The sequence below is a fragment of the Roseimicrobium sp. ORNL1 genome (assembly GCF_011044495.1).
Lineage (GTDB): Bacteria > Verrucomicrobiota > Verrucomicrobiia > Verrucomicrobiales > Verrucomicrobiaceae > Roseimicrobium.
Window position 1 is genome coordinate 151,679 of sequence record NZ_CP049143.1, and the last position, 22,483, is coordinate 174,161.

General features: G+C 59.4%; 20 protein-coding genes and 1 pseudogene. 6 read left to right on the forward strand and 15 right to left on the reverse strand.

The window, feature by feature from the left end; genetic code table 11:
- Positions 1-13: 13 nt before the first annotated feature.
- Positions 14-1,489 carry an adenylate/guanylate cyclase domain-containing protein gene (locus G5S37_RS00525; protein ID WP_165199672.1) on the reverse strand — a complete coding sequence of 492 codons (1,476 nt, stop codon included), beginning with the start codon at positions 1,487-1,489 and terminating at the stop codon, positions 14-16.
- Between the two features lie 324 nt (positions 1,490-1,813).
- On the opposite strand from G5S37_RS00525, the pseudogene G5S37_RS32815 reads away from it, so the two are divergent.
- Together G5S37_RS32815 and G5S37_RS00535 are read left to right on the forward strand one after the other, a co-directional pair.
- Positions 1,814-1,918, forward strand: a pseudogene (locus G5S37_RS32815) (hypothetical protein); the annotation flags it as partial.
- Positions 1,919-2,229: 311 nt separating this feature from the next.
- On the forward strand, positions 2,230-2,481 hold the full coding sequence (locus G5S37_RS00535; protein WP_165199674.1) for a hypothetical protein: 252 nt from the start codon (positions 2,230-2,232) through the stop codon (positions 2,479-2,481).
- Between the two features lie 32 nt (positions 2,482-2,513).
- On the opposite strand, the gene G5S37_RS00540 is transcribed toward G5S37_RS00535, so the two are convergent.
- The 10 genes from G5S37_RS00540 to accD form a co-directional block, all read right to left on the reverse strand.
- Positions 2,514-3,884 (reverse strand): DUF3987 domain-containing protein, encoded by a 1,371-nt coding sequence (locus tag G5S37_RS00540; RefSeq protein WP_165199676.1) that lies wholly within the window; start codon positions 3,882-3,884, stop codon positions 2,514-2,516.
- A 41-nt stretch (positions 3,885-3,925) separates the two neighbouring features.
- Positions 3,926-4,918 carry a hypothetical protein gene (locus tag G5S37_RS00545; RefSeq protein ID WP_165199678.1) on the reverse strand — a complete coding sequence of 331 codons (993 nt, stop codon included), beginning with the start codon at positions 4,916-4,918 and terminating at the stop codon, positions 3,926-3,928.
- Positions 4,919-5,221: 303 nt separating this feature from the next.
- On the reverse strand, positions 5,222-5,527 hold the full coding sequence (locus G5S37_RS00550; RefSeq protein WP_165199680.1) for a helix-turn-helix domain-containing protein: 306 nt from the start codon (positions 5,525-5,527) through the stop codon (positions 5,222-5,224).
- Between the two features lie 137 nt (positions 5,528-5,664).
- Positions 5,665-5,838, reverse strand: coding sequence for a hypothetical protein (locus tag G5S37_RS00555; RefSeq protein WP_165199682.1), 174 nt, complete (start codon positions 5,836-5,838; stop codon positions 5,665-5,667).
- 5 nt (positions 5,839-5,843) lie between these two features.
- Positions 5,844-6,815 carry a zeta toxin family protein gene (locus G5S37_RS00560; RefSeq protein ID WP_165199684.1) on the reverse strand — a complete coding sequence of 324 codons (972 nt, stop codon included), beginning with the start codon at positions 6,813-6,815 and terminating at the stop codon, positions 5,844-5,846.
- Between the two features lie 68 nt (positions 6,816-6,883).
- Positions 6,884-7,675 carry a hypothetical protein gene (locus tag G5S37_RS00565; RefSeq protein WP_165199686.1) on the reverse strand — a complete coding sequence of 264 codons (792 nt, stop codon included), beginning with the start codon at positions 7,673-7,675 and terminating at the stop codon, positions 6,884-6,886.
- Between the two features lie 211 nt (positions 7,676-7,886).
- Positions 7,887-8,111, reverse strand: a complete 225-nt coding sequence (locus tag G5S37_RS00570; protein WP_165199688.1) for a hypothetical protein — start codon at positions 8,109-8,111, stop codon at positions 7,887-7,889.
- Between the two features lie 191 nt (positions 8,112-8,302).
- Entirely contained in the window at positions 8,303-8,953 is a 651-nt protein-coding gene (locus G5S37_RS00575; protein ID WP_165199690.1) for a transposase, read from the reverse strand.
- 148 nt (positions 8,954-9,101) lie between these two features.
- On the reverse strand, positions 9,102-12,944 hold the full coding sequence (gene hrpA / locus G5S37_RS00580) for an ATP-dependent RNA helicase HrpA (RefSeq protein WP_240914771.1): 3,843 nt from the start codon (positions 12,942-12,944) through the stop codon (positions 9,102-9,104).
- A 475-nt stretch (positions 12,945-13,419) separates the two neighbouring features.
- Positions 13,420-14,301, reverse strand: a complete 882-nt coding sequence (gene accD, locus G5S37_RS00585) for an acetyl-CoA carboxylase, carboxyltransferase subunit beta (RefSeq protein ID WP_165199694.1) — start codon at positions 14,299-14,301, stop codon at positions 13,420-13,422.
- 252 nt (positions 14,302-14,553) lie between these two features.
- Here accD and G5S37_RS00590 point away from each other — a divergent pair, with 252 nt between their 5' ends.
- Together G5S37_RS00590 and G5S37_RS00600 are read left to right on the forward strand one after the other, a co-directional pair.
- Complete coding sequence (locus G5S37_RS00590; protein ID WP_165199696.1) at positions 14,554-14,856, forward strand: hypothetical protein; 303 nt, start codon at positions 14,554-14,556, stop codon at positions 14,854-14,856.
- 1,558 nt (positions 14,857-16,414) lie between these two features.
- Positions 16,415-17,269, forward strand: a complete 855-nt coding sequence (locus tag G5S37_RS00600) for an IS1595 family transposase (RefSeq protein WP_276617015.1) — start codon at positions 16,415-16,417, stop codon at positions 17,267-17,269.
- A gap of 56 nt (positions 17,270-17,325) precedes the next feature.
- On the opposite strand, the gene G5S37_RS00605 is transcribed toward G5S37_RS00600, so the two are convergent.
- On the reverse strand, positions 17,326-18,141 hold the full coding sequence (locus tag G5S37_RS00605) for a hypothetical protein (RefSeq protein ID WP_165199700.1): 816 nt from the start codon (positions 18,139-18,141) through the stop codon (positions 17,326-17,328).
- Positions 18,142-18,441: 300 nt separating this feature from the next.
- Complete coding sequence (locus G5S37_RS00610; RefSeq protein ID WP_165199702.1) at positions 18,442-18,870, reverse strand: helix-turn-helix domain-containing protein; 429 nt, start codon at positions 18,868-18,870, stop codon at positions 18,442-18,444.
- Positions 18,871-18,961: 91 nt separating this feature from the next.
- On the opposite strand from G5S37_RS00610, the gene G5S37_RS00615 reads away from it, so the two are divergent.
- Both G5S37_RS00615 and G5S37_RS00620 read left to right on the forward strand, forming a co-directional pair.
- The gene (locus tag G5S37_RS00615; RefSeq protein WP_165199704.1) at positions 18,962-19,111 is read left to right on the forward strand and encodes a hypothetical protein; all 150 of its coding nucleotides are present in this window, start codon (positions 18,962-18,964) and stop codon (positions 19,109-19,111) included.
- A 5-nt stretch (positions 19,112-19,116) separates the two neighbouring features.
- A complete protein-coding gene (locus G5S37_RS00620) occupies positions 19,117-19,461 on the forward strand; it encodes a hypothetical protein (RefSeq protein ID WP_165199706.1) in 345 nt (114 codons plus the stop codon).
- A 129-nt stretch (positions 19,462-19,590) separates the two neighbouring features.
- Here the strand turns inward: G5S37_RS00620 and G5S37_RS00625 are convergent, their stop codons facing one another.
- Both G5S37_RS00625 and G5S37_RS00630 read right to left on the reverse strand, forming a co-directional pair.
- Positions 19,591-20,601, reverse strand: coding sequence for a ComF family protein (locus G5S37_RS00625; protein ID WP_165199708.1), 1,011 nt, complete (start codon positions 20,599-20,601; stop codon positions 19,591-19,593).
- Positions 20,602-20,972: 371 nt separating this feature from the next.
- Positions 20,973-22,382 carry a DUF2851 family protein gene (locus G5S37_RS00630; RefSeq protein WP_165199710.1) on the reverse strand — a complete coding sequence of 470 codons (1,410 nt, stop codon included), beginning with the start codon at positions 22,380-22,382 and terminating at the stop codon, positions 20,973-20,975.
- Positions 22,383-22,483: the final 101 nt, after the last annotated feature.

Below are 22,483 nucleotides of genomic sequence, written 5' to 3' on the forward strand. Positions count from 1 at the left end.
GGTGACGAACGCGTCACGCCTTCGCCGGGGCCGTGGGCTGCGGGGTGAATACGGCCATGGACGGTAGGATGCCACGCGCGTTGACCACACCCACCTGGCGCAGTGGGATGTGCACCGGGATTTCGCCGGCGGTTTCACGACTGAGAAGGATGGAGCACCGGTTCTCTTCCGTGGCTGCTTCCAGTCGCGCAGCGATTTTCACGGTCTCGCCAATGGCCGTGTACTCCATGCGGTCTTTGGAGCCGAGGTTGCCCACCAGCGCGTCCCCCGTGTGCAGACCGATGCCCATGCCCATGGAAAAATGACCGGAGGGATCGGGCATCCACTTCTGTTGAACCTTTGCAAAGCGAACCTGCATGTCCATCGCCGCCTTGAGTGCGTGCAATGCATGATGCGGGTCCTCTTCAGGCGTGCCGAAGAGCGCCATGAGTCCATCCCCCAGCATCTTGTCCAAAGTGCCATGATGCTGGAACACGGCCCCGACCATTTCCTCGAAAAACTCATTCAAAAATCCGACTGCCTTCTCGGGCTCCAAGGCGCTGGAAAGGCGCGTGAAGTTGTGGATGTTGCAAACCATCACGGTGATGCGCCGCCGTGATCCAGTGAGCGCAGGAAGATCCCGCAAAGATGCGATGCGTTCCGCCACATGTCCCGGCACCGAGCGGGACATCGCGTCTTTCAGTGTCGCACGCTCCTGCAGCGAAAGAGCCATCCGGTTCACAGCGCGCCCCACCTCGCCAAACTCGTCGTCGTGATCCAGGTTGATCCGCGCTTCGAGATTGCCGGAGCTGATTTCGTTGAGGGTGGCCTTGACCAGGGTCAGCGGGGAACTGGCCCACTTCGCCAGCTTGAGGGAGGCCAGCAGCGAGAGCACGCTGGCCATGGCCACGGCCCCCATGGTGATGTACAGCATGCGGTGCATCTCCGCGCGCACCGAGTCCGCCGCCACATCCACACCCATCAGCGCCACCGCCTTGCCGGAGGCATCCCGCAGCGGGACATTGGCCGTGAGCCAGACACCGAAATCGTCCGTAGTGTAGTCCGGATTCACCTTGGGCCGGTCCAGTTCCAGCTCGGTGCCCGCGACACCTTCGAATTCGACCGGATCCCCAACGTGTGACTTGTCCTTGGTGCCCTGCTCCTCGCCATCCGAGATGTACTCCCACTTCCCGGGCTTCGTCGCCGAGGGTCGCATGGTGTAGACGAAGATGACCTTCATCTCCGGGTCCTGGTTGGCATCACGGATGTCGCGCAGGTACTTCTCCACCTTCAGGTAGTCCGCGCCCGTCTCATCCGCGCGGGTGCGGAGCCGCTCATGCGCCTCGATGGGGAAATTCAGCGCGCCCGTGGATGCGATGGCCAGCACACGTCCTTGCACCTGGCGGAACAGCAGATTGCTCGCGCCACGGTACACCAGCCACACCAGCAGCCCGCACGACAGCGCCGTCAATCCCACAAGGGCGATGGAGAGCTTGGTGCGGTAGCGCATGAGACGGCGGCGTAGAGCGAGAGAGCGAGTGGGAGCGACTCCCCTACACAAAGCACACGCAGGCCGCCGAGGCAATGGATGCTGGAAGGAGGTCCGCTCTCCCCAGCTGTAAACAAACAAACAAACGCTTACACATCGTCCACCTTTGACCTGCATCGACCTGTCTTGTCTTTCGCACGACCGACCGGTGAATAGGGAGGTGCAGGGAACTGGAAACGTCTTGTGATGCGATGAGCCACCCCCGCGGCGGAACACCACCCTGGCACGCTCCCGCTTGCGTGCAGCGCCTGGGAGATTCGAACCGTGGACATGCAGGCACCGGGCGGCAGCGCCGAGAAAAGCTACGGCATCCAGGTCGCAAGACTCGCTGGCTTGCCCGAGAGCGTCCTGCAACGCGCGCGACAAATCTTGGAGAGATTGGAAGCAGGACATCCTCCGAATGAAGTGGCCGTGAAACCCCTGCCCATTCTGGAGGAAATCGAAACGCCTGTGGTGAAGAAGCCGACAAGGCGGAAGGGGAAGGCGGTGGGTGGTGGTGCGAGCGCAGGTGGCGCAGGTGCTAACGTGAATGCGAATGTCGATGGCGCGAGTGCCTCTGTCGCAGAGGAGGGTGAGGATGATGACAACGATGTTGCCGATGACGCTAATGGAAGCGCGCCCGTGAAAAAGAAACTGCGCATCGAAAAGATCTCAGTGGCCTCCGAGGCGCAGATGAGTTTGTTTGGGTGAAGCATCCAACCATGAAAGACGAAGCTCATTGGCGTGACGAATTGATGAAGGCCATTGCAGCCAAAGAGGCCATCATGGAAGGAAGGCAAGTTCTTGTAAGGATGAAAGACGATGGGATGACTTGGCAGGCGGCCTATGAGATTTTGTTAAAGATGCTGAGGGAGGGGGACGGTATCCTCACAGAGGAAGAAGATGACCTCCTTCGAGATTTGGCCGATGTCCCATACGGGCACTGTGCGCCTTCATTTCGAGTTTGGCCATGATAGACAGAGTGAGGTGATGGCCGAACAATCACTCACCGCGCCCTTACCAGCACTTCCCCACCGTTGTTCTTTGTCGGCTGCACTTCAATGCGCGGCGCGAGTTCCTTCAGCAGTTGCTCCAGTTCGCCGGATCGGAGGTTGCGGCTGAAGAGGGTGTGAATGTCGGTGAAGGTTAGGGGGCGATGCTGGAGAGCGTTCCACAGGCGCTGGCCCTTGGCGCTGTAACAGACGTCGGCGAAGATGTGCTTGGTACAGGCCTCGATGTATTGCCAGAGGGTGAGGGCGGCGTTGAGGTGGTCGCAGTGGATGTGCTTGGATTCATCCAGCAGGGCGAAGAGGAGGGCGAGTCGCATGACCTGGGCCTCACCGCGACACAGCAGGTCGCCGAGACGGCCTGCAGGCGGCTCGCTGAGTTCGGCGTAGATGTTTGCCCAGAGGCGGGTGGCATCGCGATCGCGCTTCACTTCATTGCGGACGCGGGCGCTCTGCACGGCGGTGCGTATGCGCTCCAGGGGAGAACGATACTCGGGGGTACCGCCGCCTTCCGGGAGGAGCTTGGAGCGGTCGGCATGCAGCCAGAGGCAGCGGTTCGCGAGGCCGTTGCTCATGTCCACCTGGGCGAGCAGGCGATGCAACTCGGGCACGGTGATGTGGCCAATCATGGAGAGATGCGCGCCTTCCACTTCAATCGGGTCGGTGCGTCGCAGCACGGCGATGCGTTGTCCATCCCATGCCTGGCGCAGCAGGACGGAGACGGTGTTTCCTTCGCGCTTGAGCACTTGCAGTACCTGGGCGAACTCACCTTCCACGAGCAGCAGGCGACGGTCGCCGCCTTCCTCAAACACTTGCGTGATGCCCTCGCCGGAGACCGTGCCGGATTTCACGCGTCGGCGTGCCCAGTCCTCATCCACTTCCTCCAGCACCATGCGGGCCTGCTGCCATGAGGTGCCCTTGCGGGCCTTCGCCGTGCGACCGCAGACGACGGCAAACAGGTTGGGGCGATGCTGCGAACCATCCGCGATGAAGTAGGGAGAGGGGCCGATAAGACTGCCCAGCCCGACGAGCAGCTGCACGTAGACAGCGACCGCATCTGACTCCGTATGCGGAAGAATCGCCCGGACAATTTCACCCACAGGGCCATACAACGCCGCCTCATCGAACTTGGGCGGTTCGTCAGAGGAATTGTTATTCGTGCTTTTCGTTTCTTCGTCTCCTGTTTTCGTCTGCCCTTCCTCGGGAAGTGGTGGCTCGGAGGTCGCCGTCGCCTCTTGCGAGTGTTCCTGATGCTTCTGGTATCCGGCGGTGGCGGTGAGGTCGAGTGCGTGGAAGACGGTGGCTTCACTCTCGCTGCCGTCGCTGGTGTCTGTGTTCACGTGCATCATGCTGCTGGTCCGGTTGCTCATGCGGTTTCAGGTTGGAGAAGTGAGGATGTGCGTTTGGTGAATCAGGAAAAGAGCCCGCGCAGGAAGGCGCCGTAGCGCTTGGGTTGGGCCACGGCATCGCCGAGGTCGTGGCAGCCGGGAGGGAGGCCAGCGGCATCCACGAGGACGCCGGCGTTTCGCAGTTCGCTGAGCCACACGCCTGCGGCATTGAGGCCGGTCTCATCCGCATCGGGCAGGATGCGCACCTGGCGACCGCGCAGGGCAGCGAGTAGCTCCGGGCAACGCTCGAAGCGTGAACTCGCACTCGTGGCGGCCAGTACTATCCAATCGGGTCGCTCCACCAGCCATGCGGCGGCGATGCCTTCCACCAGGGCGAGTGATCCTTCCGCCAGCAGGATGCGCGCGCGGTTCCAGCGCTGCACCATGCGTTGGCCCAGGAAGGCGCCACGGCTGCCGGGGAGATTGAGCGCCTTCACCGTGCTGCCATCTTTGCGCAGGAAGGCTTCGCCGCTGAACTTCCGCACCTGGGCAAAGGTGTCCTCACCCACGGCATAGCAGTGGTGACCCTGATACACCGTGTGGCCCAGATACCCGAGCCGCGCCGTGAGCTGCACGGCAGCGGGTGGGAGATGACGCAGCTTCGCGAGAGACTCGATGCGAACCGGGTCCGCCGTGAGTGGCGTGAAGCGCGGCCATGCTTTGCGGAGACGTGCGGCGCGGTGGTGGTCGTCTTCGTGTGCGTGCGAGTGAGGCTTCTCGTCGTGAAGAGAATGGTTGGCAGGGTGGACCTCCGCCTCACCACGTAGACACCCTTCCCGCATCGTGCTGCTCCTCGCCGCGCTGCGCAGCTTTTGCCGCAACTCGCGCTCGGTCCATGGTGGATCACACAGCACATTCCAACCTTGGAGTATCGGCAGCGCCTCCGCTTCGCTCAGCGCAAATCCCTTCACCAGCACCACCGCTGCCTTGAACGTGGCCACATGCCCGCCCTGGCCGGAGATGGCTGGTGGCATCTTCGCGAGATAGGCAATGGCGCGGTCGAGGAGGGAGAGCATTGCGGTGGGACCTGGTGTAATTTGTTTCACAACCCTCCATTTTCTCCCGTGCTCCCGGGACGGAAGGCGCGCTGCGGACGTTGCGGTTAGAAGCTGACGCGAAGCGTCCTTGGACTGCGTGCAGCCTGCTGCCGCTTTGAAGAGTCCACAGCCTGCTGTGGCGATGGTGACACTCGCTGGTGATCTCACTCCACCGGGAAACGATAGGCGACTTCGTCGCGGCACAGCGTGCAGCAGGCTGCACTTTAGGAAAGCGGCAGCAGGCTGCACGCAGTCCAAGGCCTTCGGCACAGCTTCGATAATCTAGCCCTGACGTTCATGTGCCAGGTGAGGCTGCCCCTCCTTGGTGGACGCCACGTGTATCCCCGTCCTCCACCCCGCCTCCAGTTTCTCGATATCCGCCAGCATGAACCGGATATGACTCCCCACTGTGTGCGCCGGGAGCGTCCATGCCTTGCGCATCCTCCGCAGCTTCACCACACTGCACTGCCAGCGTGCGGCGAGCTGCTGGGGCGTGAGGAAGGGGGAGGGAGTGGGAGTGGGTGGTGGAACAGGCACCGAGCTCGGAGCTGCAGTGTTCTCAGAAGCACGCACGTTCTTGTTCTTCATGCGTGCCAGTGTCCCTCGAAGCGAAGAAATGTCGCCCGGTGTCTTGTCACCAGTTGCAGCTGTAAGTGGAGAGATTGTTGGGGCACAAAAAAAGGGAGCGGACGTTAGCCCGCTCCCTTCTTTTGGAAATCTGTTGCTCACTGTGCCCAAGTCTTCCTGGACAGGAGGGCACGCCGGAGGCGCTCTTCCTTGCCTTCGCGCTGGCGGCGCAGCTCTTCGTCATTTTGTTTCACAAACTTGGAGAACCCCATGGGGTTGAGTCCAAATTCGGCTGCCAGTGTGTGCCCTTTCAGTGGCTTTTGCTTGTTCATGATACTTACGAGGGATTGGAAGTGTAAGAGCGATACGTGTCTGAGTCAATAAATTGCACTTCAGAATCTTCGGGTTGTTTGAGTGCAATAATCGGTTGGTTTTCAGGGGTATCCAAATCAATTGAGTTCTCAAGAATGTAGAGAAAGTCGAAGGGATAACGCACATACTGGTCCAAATTGGACCAGAATTTTCGGTGCGAACCCTCGAGGTATCCAGGATGCGCAAACCGGCCCGTATCGCAGGCCCGCTTCATGGCGCGTCGCTTTGCTACCTCCAGATCTGTCAATACGCCGAACATGCCTACTTGGTATTCGTTCTTCTTGGCATAATCGAGTTTAGGAAGAGTCTTCTCGTAATCAGACATGGATGAGTCCCAGACAAAACTTCGCTTCTCGGAGATTAGTGTGGCAAACAAAGTGTCGGAGATGAGACGCGATTCGTTCTGGCATATTTCGCTTGCTCGTCCATCGGACACTGATTTTACGAGATTGAACTCTGGAAGCACCTGCTTGCAATAGTCTACGCCGTGCAGGGCGCATTGGGGGAGGCGACCTGGCAATACTCCTGAACTGCTTAAGTACTTGATGGTGGAAGTCTTACCGGCTCCGTACCCACCGCCCATAAAAATTACAAGGGGCTCCGGTAGTTGGGGCGCGAGCCCACAGAGGTAGTCAACCACGGCGCTGCGATATGCTGTGCGCGATATCGCACGGCCACGGGGAAGTATCCCGTCGCTGAGGAGTTTCTGGAACACGTCGTCGAAGTGATCGTAGTCGCCATTTGTGTCGATGGTCTCCTTCGAATCCGTGGGCCTAAGTATTGGGTCACTGTCTGAAATTGTGTAGGGCCTGTCCAGAACGCCCATATCGCGACCCTCCCACCACCAGTCCCAATAGCCGACAACAGACTCCCGTTCGCATTTCAGCATGTCGAACGGAAATTTCGAACCACCCTTGAGGGCTTCTAGCACCACCATCGAGCCCTTATAGCCGGACGCTTACTGAATGCCAAGATTTTTTCTATTCGCCATCAAGTGAATGCACCTCACCCCTTCATCCCACTCCTCAAGTTCCTCCACGCCGCATAAAACTGCGTATGCGTCACCACCTGCCGGCGCTGCAAGGCGGCGGCTTGTATCAGGCGCGACCATGCTTCCTCGCCATCGGCGGGGCATTCCCAGAGGTGCAGGGGGAACCACATCCGCAGGAGCCAGTCCTTGCAGTTGCGGGTGAACTTCTCCGGGCGGCGCTGGGCTTCATCCAGGAGCTTGCCGAGGGCGATGGTGAAGTCGATGCGGCCCAAGCGCACGCGCTGCGCACACTGTGCCTGATGTACGCTGAAGGCCTCGGCGAGGCTCCATCCGTCCCGCAAGGTTTCGCGGAGGCGGTCCAGGAGGAGTTTGTCCGTGGCGGTCTCGCGGTCGCCACGTTGCAGGGCGGCGCGGAAGGGCTTGTCCCCGCGGGTGTGACCGCACACCTGCTGCCAGGCGCGCCAGTAGAGGGAGTGCAGGGCCTCCGGCGCATCAAAGCCATCGGCGTTCTCCAGGTAGATGGGGCGCAGACCCAGATGCACGCGCTGGGCATCCAATGCCTCGCAGTCGCGCACGGCCTGCCGTAGATCGATTTCTGCGTACCAGAGCATCCAGCTCGCCACCGCTTCCTCATGGAGCTTCGGCCATTCTGCATGGATGAACCGGAACGCCCGCTGCCGGGACTCCCGGTAGCGCCGCAACGCATCCCCTTCCAGGCCTGCGATGTCCTCCTCACCGGGGTCGGCATCAACGTCCGGGACCTCGACCACAGCAGGGGTCGAGGGGAGGGGGAAGGTCGGGGCCATACGCGAGGACATGGGGTAGGGAAGAGGGACGATTGAGAGCGACGGGTTCTCCCAAGGAGCGGCTGCTTTAGCTGCCGTTGCCTCGCGCTTCGGGCGCGAGAAGTGGGCGACTAAAGTCGCCCCTCCTTGGGGCTGGGGGGTACGAACGATGGTACGAAAAGCACGAATAACGAATGCTCAACAGTTGCGCATTCATCTCAGAAACAAGGCTTTATGGATTTAGCCCCAATTCGGGCTGTTTGTCCCCGGCAGCACCCTCGCGCCACGACTCCTCCAGCCCCTGCCACCGGACGGGTTGGATACAGCGCCCTCGGGCACGGTCCCACCACACCGCGCTGAAGATGGCCGTGGTCTCCGTCCCGTCCTCCAGCCACACCCGCACCGCATCCCCACTCTGGGGCGTGCGCTCGACGACATCATGAATGGGTGATTTCATAAGTGTTCTTATGAACACTTAAATTGACGGAAGTCAAGGTGGAATGGTCGTGTCGCCGCGCCCAGTGGCGGCCTTGTGGGTAGCCGACTTTCTCCGAAAGTCGCAGCCAGATGCCGCAGGCATCGTGAGATGTGAGGGCAGCGACTTTCGGAGAAAGTCGGCTACTTTGAAATGGGCTGCTTTGCGCGTTGCTAGCGGAGGTATCGCCAGTCTTCGCGTCGGAAGTGGGTAAACGTCCCCGGACCCAGACCGGCCTTGGCGGGATTGTTGGCAATATAGTTCTGAATGGTCATCAGGGCTTCCGGGGTCCGCACGATGTGGTCGTAGCTTTCCGGCTGCCAGAAGGTGCCGCTTCTCCCCAGTAGTTCATTGATTCTCCCGGCAGAGAATCGCTTCCATGAGAAGCACTGCTTGGTGATGGATTGCGCTGGTTCCAACGAGACAAGCAGATGCACGTGATTCGGCATCAGCACGAAGTCGCCGAGCTGGTAGCGGTCATTGTCAAAATGACGGATGGCTTGCTCCACGAGGGTCCGCACCGCAGGCTTGGCGAGGTGGCAGGCACCGTGGCCCCGGTCCAGATGGTCATGCCAGACATGCGTGAAGCGTTCGTGGTATTCTCGCTGCGTTTCCGGTGGCAGGGTGAAGAGATTCTCCAACGTGATGCCTTTGGCATGAAGCCATGCATCGCGTGCACGATTCCATGTCCGGCTGAGCTCTGCAGGGATGGAGTCGTCGGTACGCCAGGTGACAAAGTAGGTGCGTCTTTCCTGCTGCCAGTGTGGCAGGTTGCCTTCGGTGACTTCAATGGGTTCCCAAGGATTGTATGGGATAAAATCCATGCAGAGCACTACGAGGTCGGCCCCGACGATGCGAGTGAAAAGTAGCCGACTTTCTCCGAAAGTCGCAGCCTATGCCGCAGGCATCGATGTGAGAGTTTGATGAGAGCGACTTTCGGAGAAAGTCGGCTACTTTGATGTCGGCTACTTACTACCCCAGCATCGCCTCCAGCCGCTTCTCACTCACCGGCTGCGCGGTGCCGAGTTCAGGCGCAAACACCTGCACGCGGAATTCTTCCAGCATCCAGCGGTAGGTTTCGTGTTGGGACTTGGGCACGTGGGTGGGCCAGGCGTCGAAGGCGAAGTCGGCGATGAGGTCGGCTTTGGCGTCGTCCTTGGCGGGGTTGGCGATCCAGCGGTCGTTGCGGACCTGGATGGCCTTGAGATAGCGGGCGAGGTGGGTGAGTTGCGCGTGCGGGGTCACGGCGAGCACATCGGGGGGCACGAGGCGCTGCACGTCTTTCTCCAGGCCGGGATAGCGCTTGGAGAGCGTGAGCAGCTTGCCCTTCTGCTCCTGCACCTGGGTGACGAGGGACTTCACACGATGCGTGAGCGCGGGCAGCTCGCGGCGCACCTGGTCGCACAGCGCGAGGAAACGTTTCTCCGTGAGTGGGAACACGGGGTCGAGCCGCAGCGCATGCGCGAGGATGTGCTCATAGGCGCTCTGTTGGAGTTGCTCAGCGGAGGTCTTCACCAGGCTGCTGGAGCTTGGGCTCGCGCTATTCCCAAGGAGGGGCGACTTTAGTCGCCCACTATCCCGCGCTTCGAGCGCGAGCGAAACGGCAGCTAAAGCAGCCGCTCCTTGGAGTCCGCGCCCGCTGTTGCTGCTGCTGTTACTACCGCCAATGCCGAGACCGATGCCGCGCAGCTCCTTCATGAGCCACACAAGGTCCTTGCCCAGGGCTATCTCCGCCAGCTTGCGCACGCCACCCACGGAGACACGTGCGGCTTCTTCACGCGTGCGGTAAAGGCGCACATCCACCTCATGCTCGCGCGCGGCGAGGCCGAACCAACCGCGCACCTCCACGCCGGCGACGTGCTCCACCACGAGGCTCTCGGGCAGGTCGCCAAAGGACCAGGCCTTCAGCGCGTGCCGCTCCACGCGGGCCACGGTCTTCTCCCACGCATCGGATTTCACGTCCTGCTTCTTCACCGTCTTCTGGATCTCGCTGAGGTCGCGGCCCACCATGAGGGTGTTCTTCTTCTGGTCCAGCACCTCCACGCGCGGATGCAGGTGGCCCGGCAGGCTGTTCGGCGGCCAGTCCTCCGGCTTCACGTCGATGCCATAGCGCCGCGTGAGATGATTAGCGAAGGTGGCGAAGAAATCGCCCGTGCCCGGGTCGAACTCGTGCGCCACCTCACGCGCCTTGGCCTCGATGGGCATGAAGCTGCGACGCAAGGCACGAGGCAGCGCGCGCATGAGCACGGTGGCAATCTCCTCGCGCAGGCCGGGCACCATCCACTGCACCTGGGCACTGGTGAGATGCGCGGCGATTTGCATCGGCACACGCACAGTCACGCCATCGTCCTCCTCACCGGGACGGTATTGATAGGTCACGGGCAGCACGCTGTTCCCCACGGAGACCTGATCCGGGAAAAGCTTCGGGTCACACGCGAAGTCCTCGCCACGTGTCAGCTCCTCCTCCGTCACGCAGAGGAAGGAAGGCTGCTCCGCCGCGCGCTCATTCACGAACTGGTTCAGGTCATGGATGGAGGAAATGTTCGCGCCGTGCAGGTGCCGCTGGTAGAAGGCGAAGAGCCGCTCATCGATGGCATACACGCGATTGTCCCGCACGCGCGTGAGCATGGTCTCTATCTTCTCACGCAAAGTGTGGTTGTGCTTGTAGAAGCGCAGCGTGATGGGTGTATCGCGGTTATCGATAAGCGCGCCACGGATAAACAAATCCGTCGCCGCCACGGCATCCACTTTGCCGAAGTCGATGCTCTGCCGCTTCACCTCCAGCCCGTGCAGCAGCGTGCGCTGCGTGACGAGCACACGTCCCGCCTTCGCATTCCACTGCGGCTCGCTGTATTTGTACTGCACCAGGTGCGCGCCCAGCTCGGCAATCCAGTCGGGCTGTATCTTCGCCACGGTGCGGGCGAAGAGCTGCGAGGTATGCACTATCTCACCGGCCACAATCCACGCGGGCTGCTTGCTCTTCTCCTGCTGGCCCGGCTTGGCATGCGGCGCATTCTTCTCGCGACGCTCATACAGGTTCGAGCCCGGGAAGAGCATCACCTCGCGATTGCCGCCCGCCTTGTAGATATTCTTCCCTTCCTTCAGCGCGATGTGGCTGAGCTGTCCCGCGAGGATGCAGCGATGCACGCGGTCCTCCACGGTGAGTGTGGTCTTCAGCTCGCCTGCCGCAGCGGCCTCACGCAGGTCGCGGTCGAAGGTCTCTGTGAGCTGCTTCCAGATATCGCGCCACTCCGTCATGCGCGTGAAGGAGAGGAAGCTCGATTTGCAAAACTTGCCCAGCGCATTGCGCGAGCGCTGGCCGGGTTCTGGAGACGCGCTCCAGATTTTCCACAGCGTCATGAAGTCCGAGTCCGGCGCGGCGAAGGCCTTGTGCGCGGCATTGGCCTGCTCCTTCTTCTCCTCCGGTCGTTCACGCGGGTCGGGAATGCTCAGCCCCGCGGCGATGACGAGCATCTCAGGCAGCACCCGCTCCTCGCGTGCCTGCAGTAGCATACGGCCCAGCGTGGGGTCCAGTGGCAGCTTCGCAAGTTCATGCCCCAGCGAGGTGAGATCATGCGTGTCACTCAGCGAGCCGAGCTCGCGCAGCAATTCATAACCACCGCGCACCGCCGCATGCGAGGGCGGATTGATGAACGGGAAGCTCTCGATATCACCCAGCTTGAAGGCCTTCATGCGCAGGATGACCTCCGCGAGATTCGCCCGCTGGATTTCCGGCATGGTGAAGCGTTCGCGCTTCAGGTAGTCCTCCTGTGAAAAGAGGCGGATGCATATGCCATCCTGCACACGACCCGCGCGACCGGCACGCTGGTTCGCGCTGCTCTGCGACACGGCCTCCACCGGCAGGCGCTTCGTGCGCGTGCGGGAGTTGTACCGGCTCACACGCGCGAGGCCGCTGTCGATCACATAACGGATGCGCGGGATGGTGATGGATGTCTCCGCCACGTTCGTCGCGATGACCACGCGGCGTTTCCTTCCCGGGGAGAAGATGCGTTGCTGCTCTGCGGAGGCCATGCGACCAAAGAGCGGCAGCACCTCATAGCCATTGCCGATGCGTCCCTCAATGAGATCACGTGCATCACGAATGTCCCGCTCCGTCGGCATGAAGACGAGGATGTCGCCCTCATTGCTCTCGATGAGTGAGTCCTCCACCGCCGCCACCGCCGCATCGATGACGCCCATGTCTTCATCCTCTTCCTCGAAGGGGCGGTAGCGAATCTCGACGGGATACAATCGGCCGGACACCTCGATGATGGGCGCATTGCCAAAGGCCTTGGAGAACGCCTCCGTATCGATGGTCGCAGACGTGACCAGCAGCTTCAGGTCCGGGCGCTTCTTCAGCAGGCCCACGAGGTAGCCCAGCAGGAAGTCGATATTCAGCGAGCGCTCATGCGCCTCATCCAGGATGAGCACCGAGTAGCCGCGCAGCATCGGGTCGCTCTGGATTTCCGCGAGCAGGATGCCGTCCGTCATGAACTTCACCCGCGTGTCGCGGCTCGTGTCATCCGCGAAGCGCATCTTGCACCCCACGAGACCGCCCCAGGGCACATTGAGTTCCTCCGCCACGCGCTTGGAGACACTCATCGCCGCCACGCGTCGCGGCTGGGTGCAGCCAATTTTTCCCCGAGCGTCCGGCAGCGCCTCCAGGCACATCTTCGGAAGCTGCGTCGTCTTCCCCGAGCCCGTCTCCCCCGCGAGAATCACGACCTGGTGCTGCCGTATCGCCGCCACAATCTCCTCCCGCCGCGCCGTGATGGGCAGGTCTGCGGGATAGCGGATGTTGAGGGTGGGGGACACGGGGGATGGGAGCGTGGGAGATTGAGGGCCGGGAATATGCCTCAAGTCGCGGGAAGAGCAGGTGATTTTGAGAACGCTGGGGCGTGGTGGCAATCCAGCAGGATGCATGGGCGCCAGGGTAAGAAAACGAGGTGAAATACGCGCCTGATTCGGAAGCAGTGACGCGAAGCGTCCTTGGACTGCGCGCAGCCCTGCCGCCGCTTTCCAGAGTCCACAGCCTGCTGTGGCGATGGCGACACTCGCTCGTGGCGTGATGCGTCCAGAAGAGTTTGGCGACTTCGTCGCAGTGAAGCGTGCAGCAGGCTGCACTTGAGGAAAGCGGCAGCAGGGCTGCACGCAGTCCAAGGTGGCTTCGCCACACAAGTTACCCTATGGGCGAGATTGTGGTGTCATGAGCATATGATGTGGCCGAGCGTGATGGCACAGAGATTCCTCCCTACATCATGGTCATGCATGTCACGCCGTCGCACCGAGATCACGCCGCCCTCGCCGTCTCACTGGCGCCGATGCTGGCACTCTCCCCATTCCCAACGCTCACATAGCCCAGCAGGCGCACGAGCGTCTCGCGCATCTTCTCGCGCGGCACAATCATGTCCACCAGGCCATGCTCCAGCATGAACTCGGCGGTCTGGAAGCCAGGGGGCAGGTCGCTGTGGGTCGTTTCCTTCACCACGCGCGGACCGGCGAAACCAATCATGCACTTCGGTTCCGCAAGGATGATGTCACCCACGGTCGCGAAGCTCGCCGTCACGCCACCCGTGGTCGGGTGGGTGAGCACGGAGATGTAGGGCAGCTTTGCCTCGCCATGACGCGCCAGAGCGCCGCAGGTCTTGGCCATCTGCATGAGGCTCAGGATACCCTCATGCATGCGTGCGCCGCCGGAAGCGCTGAAGATGATGACCGCACAACCATCCGCCGTCGCGGCCTCGATGGCGCGGGTGATTTTCTCACCGACCACGCTGCCCATGCTCGCGCCCAGGAAGCGGAAGTCCATAATCGCCAGCACCACGGGGATGCCATCCATTTTCGCGCGACCCGTGACCACCGCTTCGGTCAGGCCGGTCTTGGCCTGGTAGGCCTTCACCTTGCCGAGGTAGTCCTTGAAGCCGAGGGCGTCCACGGAGTCCAGGTTCGCATCCATTTCCTGGAAGGAGCCTTCATCCACGAGGCTGGCGATGCGTTCCGCCGAGGTCAGGGTGAAATGATGGTCGCAATGCGTGCAGACCTTCATGTTCTTGGCCAGGGCGACTTCGTAGAGGCTTTCGCCGCAGGAGGGACACTTGATCCAGAGTCCCTCTGGCATGTCCTTTTTCTTCTCGCCGAGGTTGGAGACGTTGCGCTTGGAAAAGATTCCCATGGAGGTGGTCGTAGGGGAAAGGGGTGAAAGTCGGGCTGTGGGCTGCCGCGTGTGCCGGGGGATGAACTCAGTTCAGATCCAGCGGCGGGCGCGGGCAGGTGGGTGGGTCTATGGCAATCGGTTGAACCGGAATGCTAACCGCGGGCGACCGTGATCACAACTACCTTTTGGGGAACTATGCACTTCACAAAAGTGGGTGCAGTTGGGTGTGTGGATTGACGGTTTTTAGGGGATGAGCTGGGATAACAGAGTATGCCTAATATCGCGCCCTTCCCGTTCATGGATGACACCGATTACGATCACCTGTTCGGTATCGCCACTGATGGCCATATTCCGTATGAGGAGTGGGTGCAGAAGCTTCATAAGCAGGAGTCGGAGGCTGCATCAGAGGGTTGGACTCCATACCGCACATACATCAATCCCTCCTTCTTCGAGGAATGGTGCAAAAAGAACCAACAGCCTCTTTCTACTGAGTCCGTCTTTCTCTACTCCCAAATCCTTTTCAAGGGCATGGCGAGCCTCCTCTGGCCGGGGGATCTTCGGGAAGAGGGCTGAACACTCTGTTCCTTCGAGGAAGGACTGTAGCGCTGAGCTTGTCTCAAGCTGCATCTGTACATCTTAACTCAGATCACGCTTAGTGTACAGATCAAAGATGCCTCTGAGGGAAGCCCAAAGGGCCTTCGACTACGCTTTGTCTGAATAGCTACGCGCTGACTCTGACGGTTTACCTGCAACCGTGGTTCAGCATCTGTACATGCTACTCCAGATTGAGGGAGGAGTACAGATTATTCGTTACCGTTGCTCCGCGAGGCAATTGCGGAAGGGAAAAAGGCCAGACAGATAGCCTCGAACATTCCAATTAGAGCTTCTCTTGTCTGGTGTGGGCTCTGACTTAGATAGTATACTTGAGATTCCACCCAACCTGGGAACATTGGATTAGACATGAGTTTCTGCCATGCTTCCGGCTGGCCTTCCGCACATATGGACAATCCAAGGGTAATTGCCATTCGTTCATTATGGCGACAATGGCAATGTTCAGGGCGAGGGGAGGGCTTAAGTTTAAGCGATGGATACCTCAAGATTGCGTCAACCAGTAAGCCAGCGATCTTAGGCTTCTGGATTCGATCCGCGTCGTTAATCTGGAATCGCTGCACTAGCTCGCGGCGACTGATTAAGTACTCCTCTACACATCGGCCTGCCGTAATGGGGCAGAAATCCCAACTCTCCTCTATTTCAGGCGTGTGGTACTTTATCAAATGCCACGCCCCAATGAGTTGGACGAGCCGCTTTTTTCTCAGCGAGTCCGTATTAGGTCCAACCCAAACTGAACCACTTCCAGTATCCATATGTGCGCGATGGAGATTGTAGTCACGGCCTCTCCACTTGGAGAGGCTCGCAACCTTCCTGTGTCCATTAAGTGAACTTGAACCTATTTCCTACTTGGCAGGAAATGGATATCTTTGGAGCAAAGAACGCATCGCGTCCAGCACTCCTTCACTTGTGGATTCATCTGACGAATTCGGTCTTCCCGAGTACAGTTTCCCCCTCATTTCCTCCGTATCGGAAATGATTCTCTCGGCTTGTACTTCGGATTCACGAAGCAGGTCAGCGATACTAATCTGGGCAGAATTCATACAGTGGCGCGTTGCGAGGGCAACCACCATGGCGTTTGGTCACTAAGAAAGCAAGACAATAATACACTATTTCCCTATGGTACACAAGTCCAAACTACTACATTTGGAGGTTTAAGACGCCGGTTTAACCTCGGCTAACAGCACATCACGCGCCCATGTAGTCGCGCCTTTCCCGTCCTTCTGGGCAGCCTGCTCTATCAGCTTAAGCTCTGCCTGAGTCACCCGCACAGCTATGTGCTTGTTGCGGCGATCCTCTGGCTCTTTGGTTGGTCTTCCTCGTGGCATAATAAATGTGACACATTTAGTTGTTGACTGTCTCAACTTAATGTGACACAATTAATCACCATGAGCAAGCTAGGAACTCAAAAAGGCCAGCAATTGGTGGATATGACGGAGGATGAAGCACGGGATTACCTCGAAAAGCTTCTCTGCCTAATGGCCCCGTTTGCTCCCATTGCCATAGCCAGGATGTGTACAGGATGCAAGGAACGTCCTTCCGTGCTGGCCTTCTCCGTTGCCGTGCTTGTGAGAAGCAATTCAGCGTCACCATTGGGACTATCTTTGAAGACTCCCACGTGCCTCTTGCCAAGTGGATTAGGGCCTTTCACCTCATGTGCTCCAGCAAGAAGGGAATTAGCTCCCTCCAGTTGCAGCGTAACCTTGGTCTAGGCAGCTATCGGACGGCATGGCACATGACCCACCGCATCCGCCTTGCGATGAAATGTGAGCCATTTGCGGGCCTTCTGAAGGGCACGGTGCAGGCGGATGAGACTTACGTGGGCGGGAAGTCCTACGGGCAGGGAAAGGGCAAGGGAATGGAAAACAAGACGATTGTGGTTTCCTTGCTCCAGAATGACGGCCCCAAGCGCTCCTACATCATTCACAAGGCCAATGCCCATACGATTAAGGCCCTGATCACAGAGAACGTGGAGAAGGGCTCCAACATCCACACGGATGAATTCAACAGCTACAAGAACCTGAAGAGCGACTACAAGCACATGAGCGTTAACCACGCCATTGGCCAGTATGTCCGCAACTTCAAGGACGGTTCCAAGGTCACAACCAACACCGTCGAAGGCAGCTTCTCCCTGCTAAAGAGGGGCATCTATGGCACCTTCCATAGCCTTTCTAAGCACCACCTCCATCGCTATCTGGCAGAGTTCGATTTCCGTTGGAATGAGAGGAAGGCAACGGATGTGGAACGCACTACAAAGGCCCTGCTTGGCACTAAGGGCGTTCGCCTGAGCTACAAGCCATTGATTGACAGGACGGTAAGCAACGTGTTCCAACCCGAACCTCCCGTCATCAAGCACGGCAAGCCACGGCTCCCCTAAATTGAACTTATGTAGTAAGTAATTTTAATTGAACTTTTCCCTTGGGGAGGTACCAACTAAGGTATGAACCTTCCGCTTGTCCTAGGAGTGATAGACTCGTCAGGCGGCGAATCCATGGGCTCAAGTGGTGGATGGAGCGCCGTTTTTGCGGTAGCGCTCTTCTTCTTGGCTTCTCTGCTCCTCGCTTGCCTATTCATGGCTCCCGACCTGCTCCGATTACGCAAAAGCTCGCGGCGAGCCTCGAAGCTAATACGATGATTTTGGGCGTTGGGCCTTTCAATTTCTGGCGCAATTGTCTTAGTCTTAGGCGTATGCGTCACGAAGGCCCCGCAATAGATGATGCCTATGCCAAACATGCATTGGCAGGCATAGGCAACTTGAAAGGCCACCCGGAACGATCCGAGAGGTCTCAAGCCTCCTTTGGTTAGAGCACTATCAATAGACGAAAGCCGCAACGGAATGGGCCAAGCGGCCTTGGACTCCACGTAATGCACCCCGGCACGCGCCACCCCTAGAAGGTGGATGTTCCGTCTTTCTACAGCCAAGAAAAGCAATGACACAAGCACATGGTAAGCCCCACATATTAAGTAGCTTATCAAGTTAAATGGCTTGTCCACCAGAGCAAGTGTGGCTGCCACCGAAGCTGCAAGAAGGATGGCGTAGAACTGGAAAATGCGGAGTCGCTGGTCAGCCAAGAAGCTAAAATGCTTCATGGCATAATCCATTTGGTCCTTTAGAGGCATCTCTTCCGTCCCATCAGGCGGGGAGAGAGAATCTTTCAACTCTGAGAGCTTTTGAGCGTCACCGCCCTGCTCGTGACATGCCGTCAAAAGCCTCCTATTGGAAAGATCATTAAGAGGCTGGAAACTCATTGTCGGCAACCCTTTCTTCAGAACCAATAACTCTTGCAATTTCCAAAAAGAGGCCTACGGTGGGAGTCGAGCCCACAATCCTCCGATCCAAACGAAGAGTTTTGCGCTTAAACTACGTAGGCATTTGCATAGGATGCCCCATCCCAGCCTAGAGGAGGTTTCCACCCCTCAGAAAAGTAGAACTCCTCTAGGCTAGTTGGTATAGCCCAGCCCCGACAGGGCTAGTGAACTGGGCCGTTTAGGTATTGGTGGCGGATCTTCCATGATGGACCTCCTTGTTGAGTTTGATTCTGAGGGAAATTATACGGGACAAACTAGCTGCCATTCGCGCCCAGCATTCTCGACCTCCTTCTCATCCCGAAGGGCGTGCAAGGCACGATAAATAGAACTGGAACTTGCTCCGGTGCGTTCACACAATTCCGTCACCCCCAAAGTTCCAGAGGACCGCAACTGATCGTAAACCGCCTGCTTAAGCTTCTCCAAGCTGATTCTCTGGGATTGAGCCAACTTGTTCACTGCCTCTTTCCACCCTCCCCGCTCTGGAGACGTAGTGACATGCCCCTTCAATTGCTCAATCTGAGACAGAATCGATCCAGCCCTATCCTTCATACCTTCCAACTTCACCTCCATTTCATGGATCTCCTTTGCCAGCGATTCATAATCCGCTTGCAGTATTTGCGCAAAGCGTGAAACTTGCCCTTGCTCAATCTGTAGTGTGATAGTGGCCATTCTAATCCTCCAATTTCGCCCATTGTGCCGCACTTTGGAGGATTTGCAATTGGAGAATTGAGTCTTTTTTCAGACCTGCTAACCTTTCTCCATGAAGAAAGCCCCAGCCACGACCCGGCCAGATAAGGCGATCTCCCTCCATCCACTGACCGCTGAGCAAGCCATCGCTGCTGCTCTAAGAGTCAAACCCGCTGACCTCAAAAAGGCCGCGCAGAAGGAGAGGGAGGCTAAGAAAAAGTAGGCTGTATGAATCCCAACCAACCAAAAGCAATTTGGGTCTCCAGTGTGTGGAAACGGGAGGAACTGGACGGGAAAACCATCAGTTTCCGTCTCGACAGTGGCACGGAGATCCTCAGTGGCGTAGGGACTCTATCCGCGTCTGGTAGATACCCTAAGACGGACAACAGGCTGTTGGTACACCTTTCCTCCGAGAACTACGTTTACCCGAATGGGTCAAAAACCATGGTGGAATTCAATCAAGGGCTCATGGATGCCCTTAAGAAGCTTCCGGAGGGGGCAGAGACGGATTTCTCCCTGAACGTCGTCTATCGAACCACAACGCCGGATTCACCTCCCTCTTCTGTCCAGTAAAAGGGCATAGGTAGAAGGTCTTCCGGTCTTCTTGGAATGACTCAAATGAAGCGGTTCGGATCATGGGCCATTCCGAAACTTCATCGGGACTGTCCAGAGGGCTGAAACCGCCCCCTTCTGGTTTGGGGGTCAGTTCATCCTTTTGATCTGGCACTGGCGTTTACACCCTCTTCCGGTGTTCGCCCTGTTGTTGACCGCAATCGACACCATGCGGCAGGATTCTCCCTGCCTGTTGTTTCCATGGTGAGGAATGGAAGGGATTGCCTTCCTAGGCGCGGGAGCGTTCCCATTTGGGATGAACTCTACACCTGAGTATGTCCTTCCTGAGAGGTGTCTTTTACCTCTTGGGGGATGGGCTTTTCTCAAGTGCATAGTTCCCACCTTTTGGACCCCCGCCTCCCGCCTCAGGACCCGGGCGCACTCGCTGGTGGTGGACCCCGTGGTCAGCACATCGTCCACCAGCAGGAGGGCTCGGTCCTTGAGCGTGCCCCGCTGGACCAGGGAGCTGCGGACTTGGAACGCACCCCGCAGATTCTCAATGCGTTGGTGCCGTGAAAGGGACGCCTGGGCGGTGGTCGAGCGGGTGCGGCGCAGGGCATCCATCACCGGGATGCTGGAGATGCGGGATAGCTCGCGGCAGAGTTCCATGGACTGGTTGTAGTCGCGTTCCCGCTGCCGGGCATGGTGCAGCGGCACGGGGACCAAGGCCCATTCGGCGGGGTTCAGTGCGGCCAGCCGGGTGTCCTCCATGGTCCGGCCCAGCAAACACCCCAGCACCCCGCGCAGGTGCAGCCGGCGGTTGTATTTGAACTTGTGAATCAGCTCCCGCACCACCCCCTCCGCCTGACAGGCCGCGACCGCGAAGTCGAAGTGCAGCTTCAGCCCCGTGCAATTCCCGCAGCGGAAGGTGCCGGAGATGGCGCCGTCGTACGCCTCCCCGCAGACCTCGCAAAACGGCGGCTCAATGCGCTGCACCGTGTTCAGGCAAGAATCACACAGCCAGCGTGCCTCGTCCTGCCGCTGGGCAGGCAGGAAGACCTCACAGCCCTCGCACTTGCGCGTGTAGACCAGGTCCAGAAACGCCTCCGTGTACCCGCGCCACCATGGGGTGGGTTTCGCGAGTGGGCCGGAGGTTGCCATGGTGCTGGCATTGTGAGGATGCGTGGCGGAAACGCAAGCGCGTAGAGCGGGGATAAACCACTCTCATGATGCGAGTGCTGGTGCCGAAGGCCTTGGACTGCGGCAGCCTGCTGCCGCTTTCAAGAGTCTACAGCCTGCTGTAGCGATGGTGGCCATCCCTTGAGGTTTGGCCCTACAAGGGAATCCATAGGCGGCTTCGCCGCAGTGGAACGTGCAGCAGGCTGCACTGAGAGAAAGCGGCAGCAGGCTGCACGCAGTCCAAGGCCTTCGGCTCGGCTGCCAGGGCTCATGGGCGTTTTCCAACCCCCAAAAAAACTCCGTGTCTCCGTGCCTCTGCGTCTCCGTGTTGAAATCCCTGACGCACCATCCTCTTAGACAGCACCGAACTGCCACCCCCTCAGCTTCTCCGGAAACGGACACTCCGCGCACCCCGAGTCATCCTCCAGGCAGTAGTCTTCATAGATCTGCAGCAACCCCTGCTGATGATACAACCGCTTCTGATAGCTCCCCGCCTCGGGATGCTCGCCAAACAGCCGCAGCGCCGCCCGCCGCACCTTCTGGTTGTCCAGCATCGCAGGCAGTTCCAGGTAGTCCGCCCACAGTTTTCCATTCTCCGGTACTAGCAGCGGGTAGCAGACATTCGCCAGAATCTCCTGCACCCGCGTACCGCCAACCAGCGCCAGTGGCTTCGTCGCCGGATTCGCCAGCAGCGTGTAGTGCCCGCTCCAGTAGTCGTGCTCCAGTTCCAGCAATGCCTCCGAAAAGCCCTCGCGGCTCCATGTCTTCGCGTCCTTCAGAAAGGCGTACACCCCTTTCCACTTCCCCAGCATCGCACACAGCGCACCGAGCCGACGCTGCGGATGATTTCCCGGCCTCGCTCCACCGATGCGCCACACAGGTCGCTGCACTTCCGTGAGCCAGTTCGTGTACTGCTCCCGCTGCTTCCACCACTCGGACCACAGTTCGCGCAAATAGGCCCGCGTGTCCGGCTGCGTGTCCTCATAGCGTACCGACTCCAGAAAGCCCGAGACCCCAAAGAGCAGCGCCTCACGCTCCAGCGCGCCGAGCTTCAGCAGCTTCTTCACCGGCAAACGCTGCGCCAGAATCGTGAAGGGGCGCTGGTTGTTGCGATAGCCCATCGCGGCTGACAGAGCCTGATACACTGCCTGCTCCCGGCCATGCAGCTTCACCAGCGCCTGCAGCTTGGCCGATTTCCGCTGCAACCGGTACTGCGCCGCCGCCTCCAGCAACGAACGCACCCGTGCAGGCTCCATCTCACGGAGTGGCGTCGCGCATCGCCCCAGCCGGGCCTCGGCGAGAAGCTGGGGCCTTGCCCCATCGCGCAGCATGTCCCTGCTCAGGCGCACCTGCATCACCTCGCGATGCCCCGCCGTGCGGGTGAAGGCCCGTGCTTCCGGCCCCTCTAGATATAGATGCAGCGCCACCCGCTCGTAGGCCGGATTCGTCGCATGCCCGTGCCGCTCCCAGTCGCGCACATCCGGGTCCAGCTCGATTTCCCCCTTCAGCACGCCACCCTCCGTCTGCACCGCACAGCCGGTGAAATCCGGCCCCGCCGCATGATTCCACACGCCGAAGTCCCTCACCGCCACCCGCTTCCCGCAGGTCGTGGTGAACTCACTGCCCAACTCCCCGGCAAACCACAGGCTCTGCAGTTCCAGTTCCGTCAGCGCGCTCTCGCCGTGCAGCGGCAGCTCCGCCACGCCTTCGTACATCGAATCGCGGAAGAGCGCGTACTGCTGGGCCAGGACCGGATAACTCATGGGCAGAGGTAGGTGAATAGTGGTATAATGAACACTATATAAGAATGGGTTTCGCCATCCGGCTACCAGAAAATGGCGGGTTTTTGGAAGCAGCGAGGAGG

What these genes read in the sequence shown, in the direction of transcription:
- G5S37_RS00525 (WP_165199672.1), bottom strand. Translation starts at nt 1,489, where the DNA reads ATGCGCTACCGCACCAAGCTCTCCATCGCCCTTGTGGGATTGACGGCG.
- G5S37_RS00535 (WP_165199674.1), top strand. Translation starts at nt 2,230, where the DNA reads ATGAAAGACGAAGCTCATTGGCGTGACGAATTGATGAAGGCCATTGCA.
- G5S37_RS00540 (WP_165199676.1), bottom strand. Translation starts at nt 3,884, where the DNA reads ATGAGCAACCGGACCAGCAGCATGATGCACGTGAACACAGACACCAGC.
- G5S37_RS00545 (WP_165199678.1), bottom strand. Translation starts at nt 4,918, where the DNA reads ATGCTCTCCCTCCTCGACCGCGCCATTGCCTATCTCGCGAAGATGCCA.
- G5S37_RS00550 (WP_165199680.1), bottom strand. Translation starts at nt 5,527, where the DNA reads ATGAAGAACAAGAACGTGCGTGCTTCTGAGAACACTGCAGCTCCGAGC.
- G5S37_RS00555 (WP_165199682.1), bottom strand. Translation starts at nt 5,838, where the DNA reads ATGAACAAGCAAAAGCCACTGAAAGGGCACACACTGGCAGCCGAATTT.
- G5S37_RS00560 (WP_165199684.1), bottom strand. Translation starts at nt 6,815, where the DNA reads ATGGTGGTGCTAGAAGCCCTCAAGGGTGGTTCGAAATTTCCGTTCGAC.
- G5S37_RS00565 (WP_165199686.1), bottom strand. Translation starts at nt 7,675, where the DNA reads ATGGCCCCGACCTTCCCCCTCCCCTCGACCCCTGCTGTGGTCGAGGTC.
- G5S37_RS00570 (WP_165199688.1), bottom strand. Translation starts at nt 8,111, where the DNA reads ATGAAATCACCCATTCATGATGTCGTCGAGCGCACGCCCCAGAGTGGG.
- G5S37_RS00575 (WP_165199690.1), bottom strand. Translation starts at nt 8,953, where the DNA reads ATGGATTTTATCCCATACAATCCTTGGGAACCCATTGAAGTCACCGAA.
- accD (WP_165199694.1), bottom strand. Translation starts at nt 14,301, where the DNA reads ATGGGAATCTTTTCCAAGCGCAACGTCTCCAACCTCGGCGAGAAGAAA.
- G5S37_RS00590 (WP_165199696.1), top strand. Translation starts at nt 14,554, where the DNA reads ATGCCTAATATCGCGCCCTTCCCGTTCATGGATGACACCGATTACGAT.
- G5S37_RS00600 (WP_276617015.1), top strand. Translation starts at nt 16,415, where the DNA reads ATGCAAGGAACGTCCTTCCGTGCTGGCCTTCTCCGTTGCCGTGCTTGT.
- G5S37_RS00605 (WP_165199700.1), bottom strand. Translation starts at nt 18,141, where the DNA reads ATGAGTTTCCAGCCTCTTAATGATCTTTCCAATAGGAGGCTTTTGACG.
- G5S37_RS00610 (WP_165199702.1), bottom strand. Translation starts at nt 18,870, where the DNA reads ATGGCCACTATCACACTACAGATTGAGCAAGGGCAAGTTTCACGCTTT.
- G5S37_RS00615 (WP_165199704.1), top strand. Translation starts at nt 18,962, where the DNA reads ATGAAGAAAGCCCCAGCCACGACCCGGCCAGATAAGGCGATCTCCCTC.
- G5S37_RS00620 (WP_165199706.1), top strand. Translation starts at nt 19,117, where the DNA reads ATGAATCCCAACCAACCAAAAGCAATTTGGGTCTCCAGTGTGTGGAAA.
- G5S37_RS00625 (WP_165199708.1), bottom strand. Translation starts at nt 20,601, where the DNA reads ATGGCAACCTCCGGCCCACTCGCGAAACCCACCCCATGGTGGCGCGGG.
- G5S37_RS00630 (WP_165199710.1), bottom strand. Translation starts at nt 22,382, where the DNA reads ATGAGTTATCCGGTCCTGGCCCAGCAGTACGCGCTCTTCCGCGATTCG.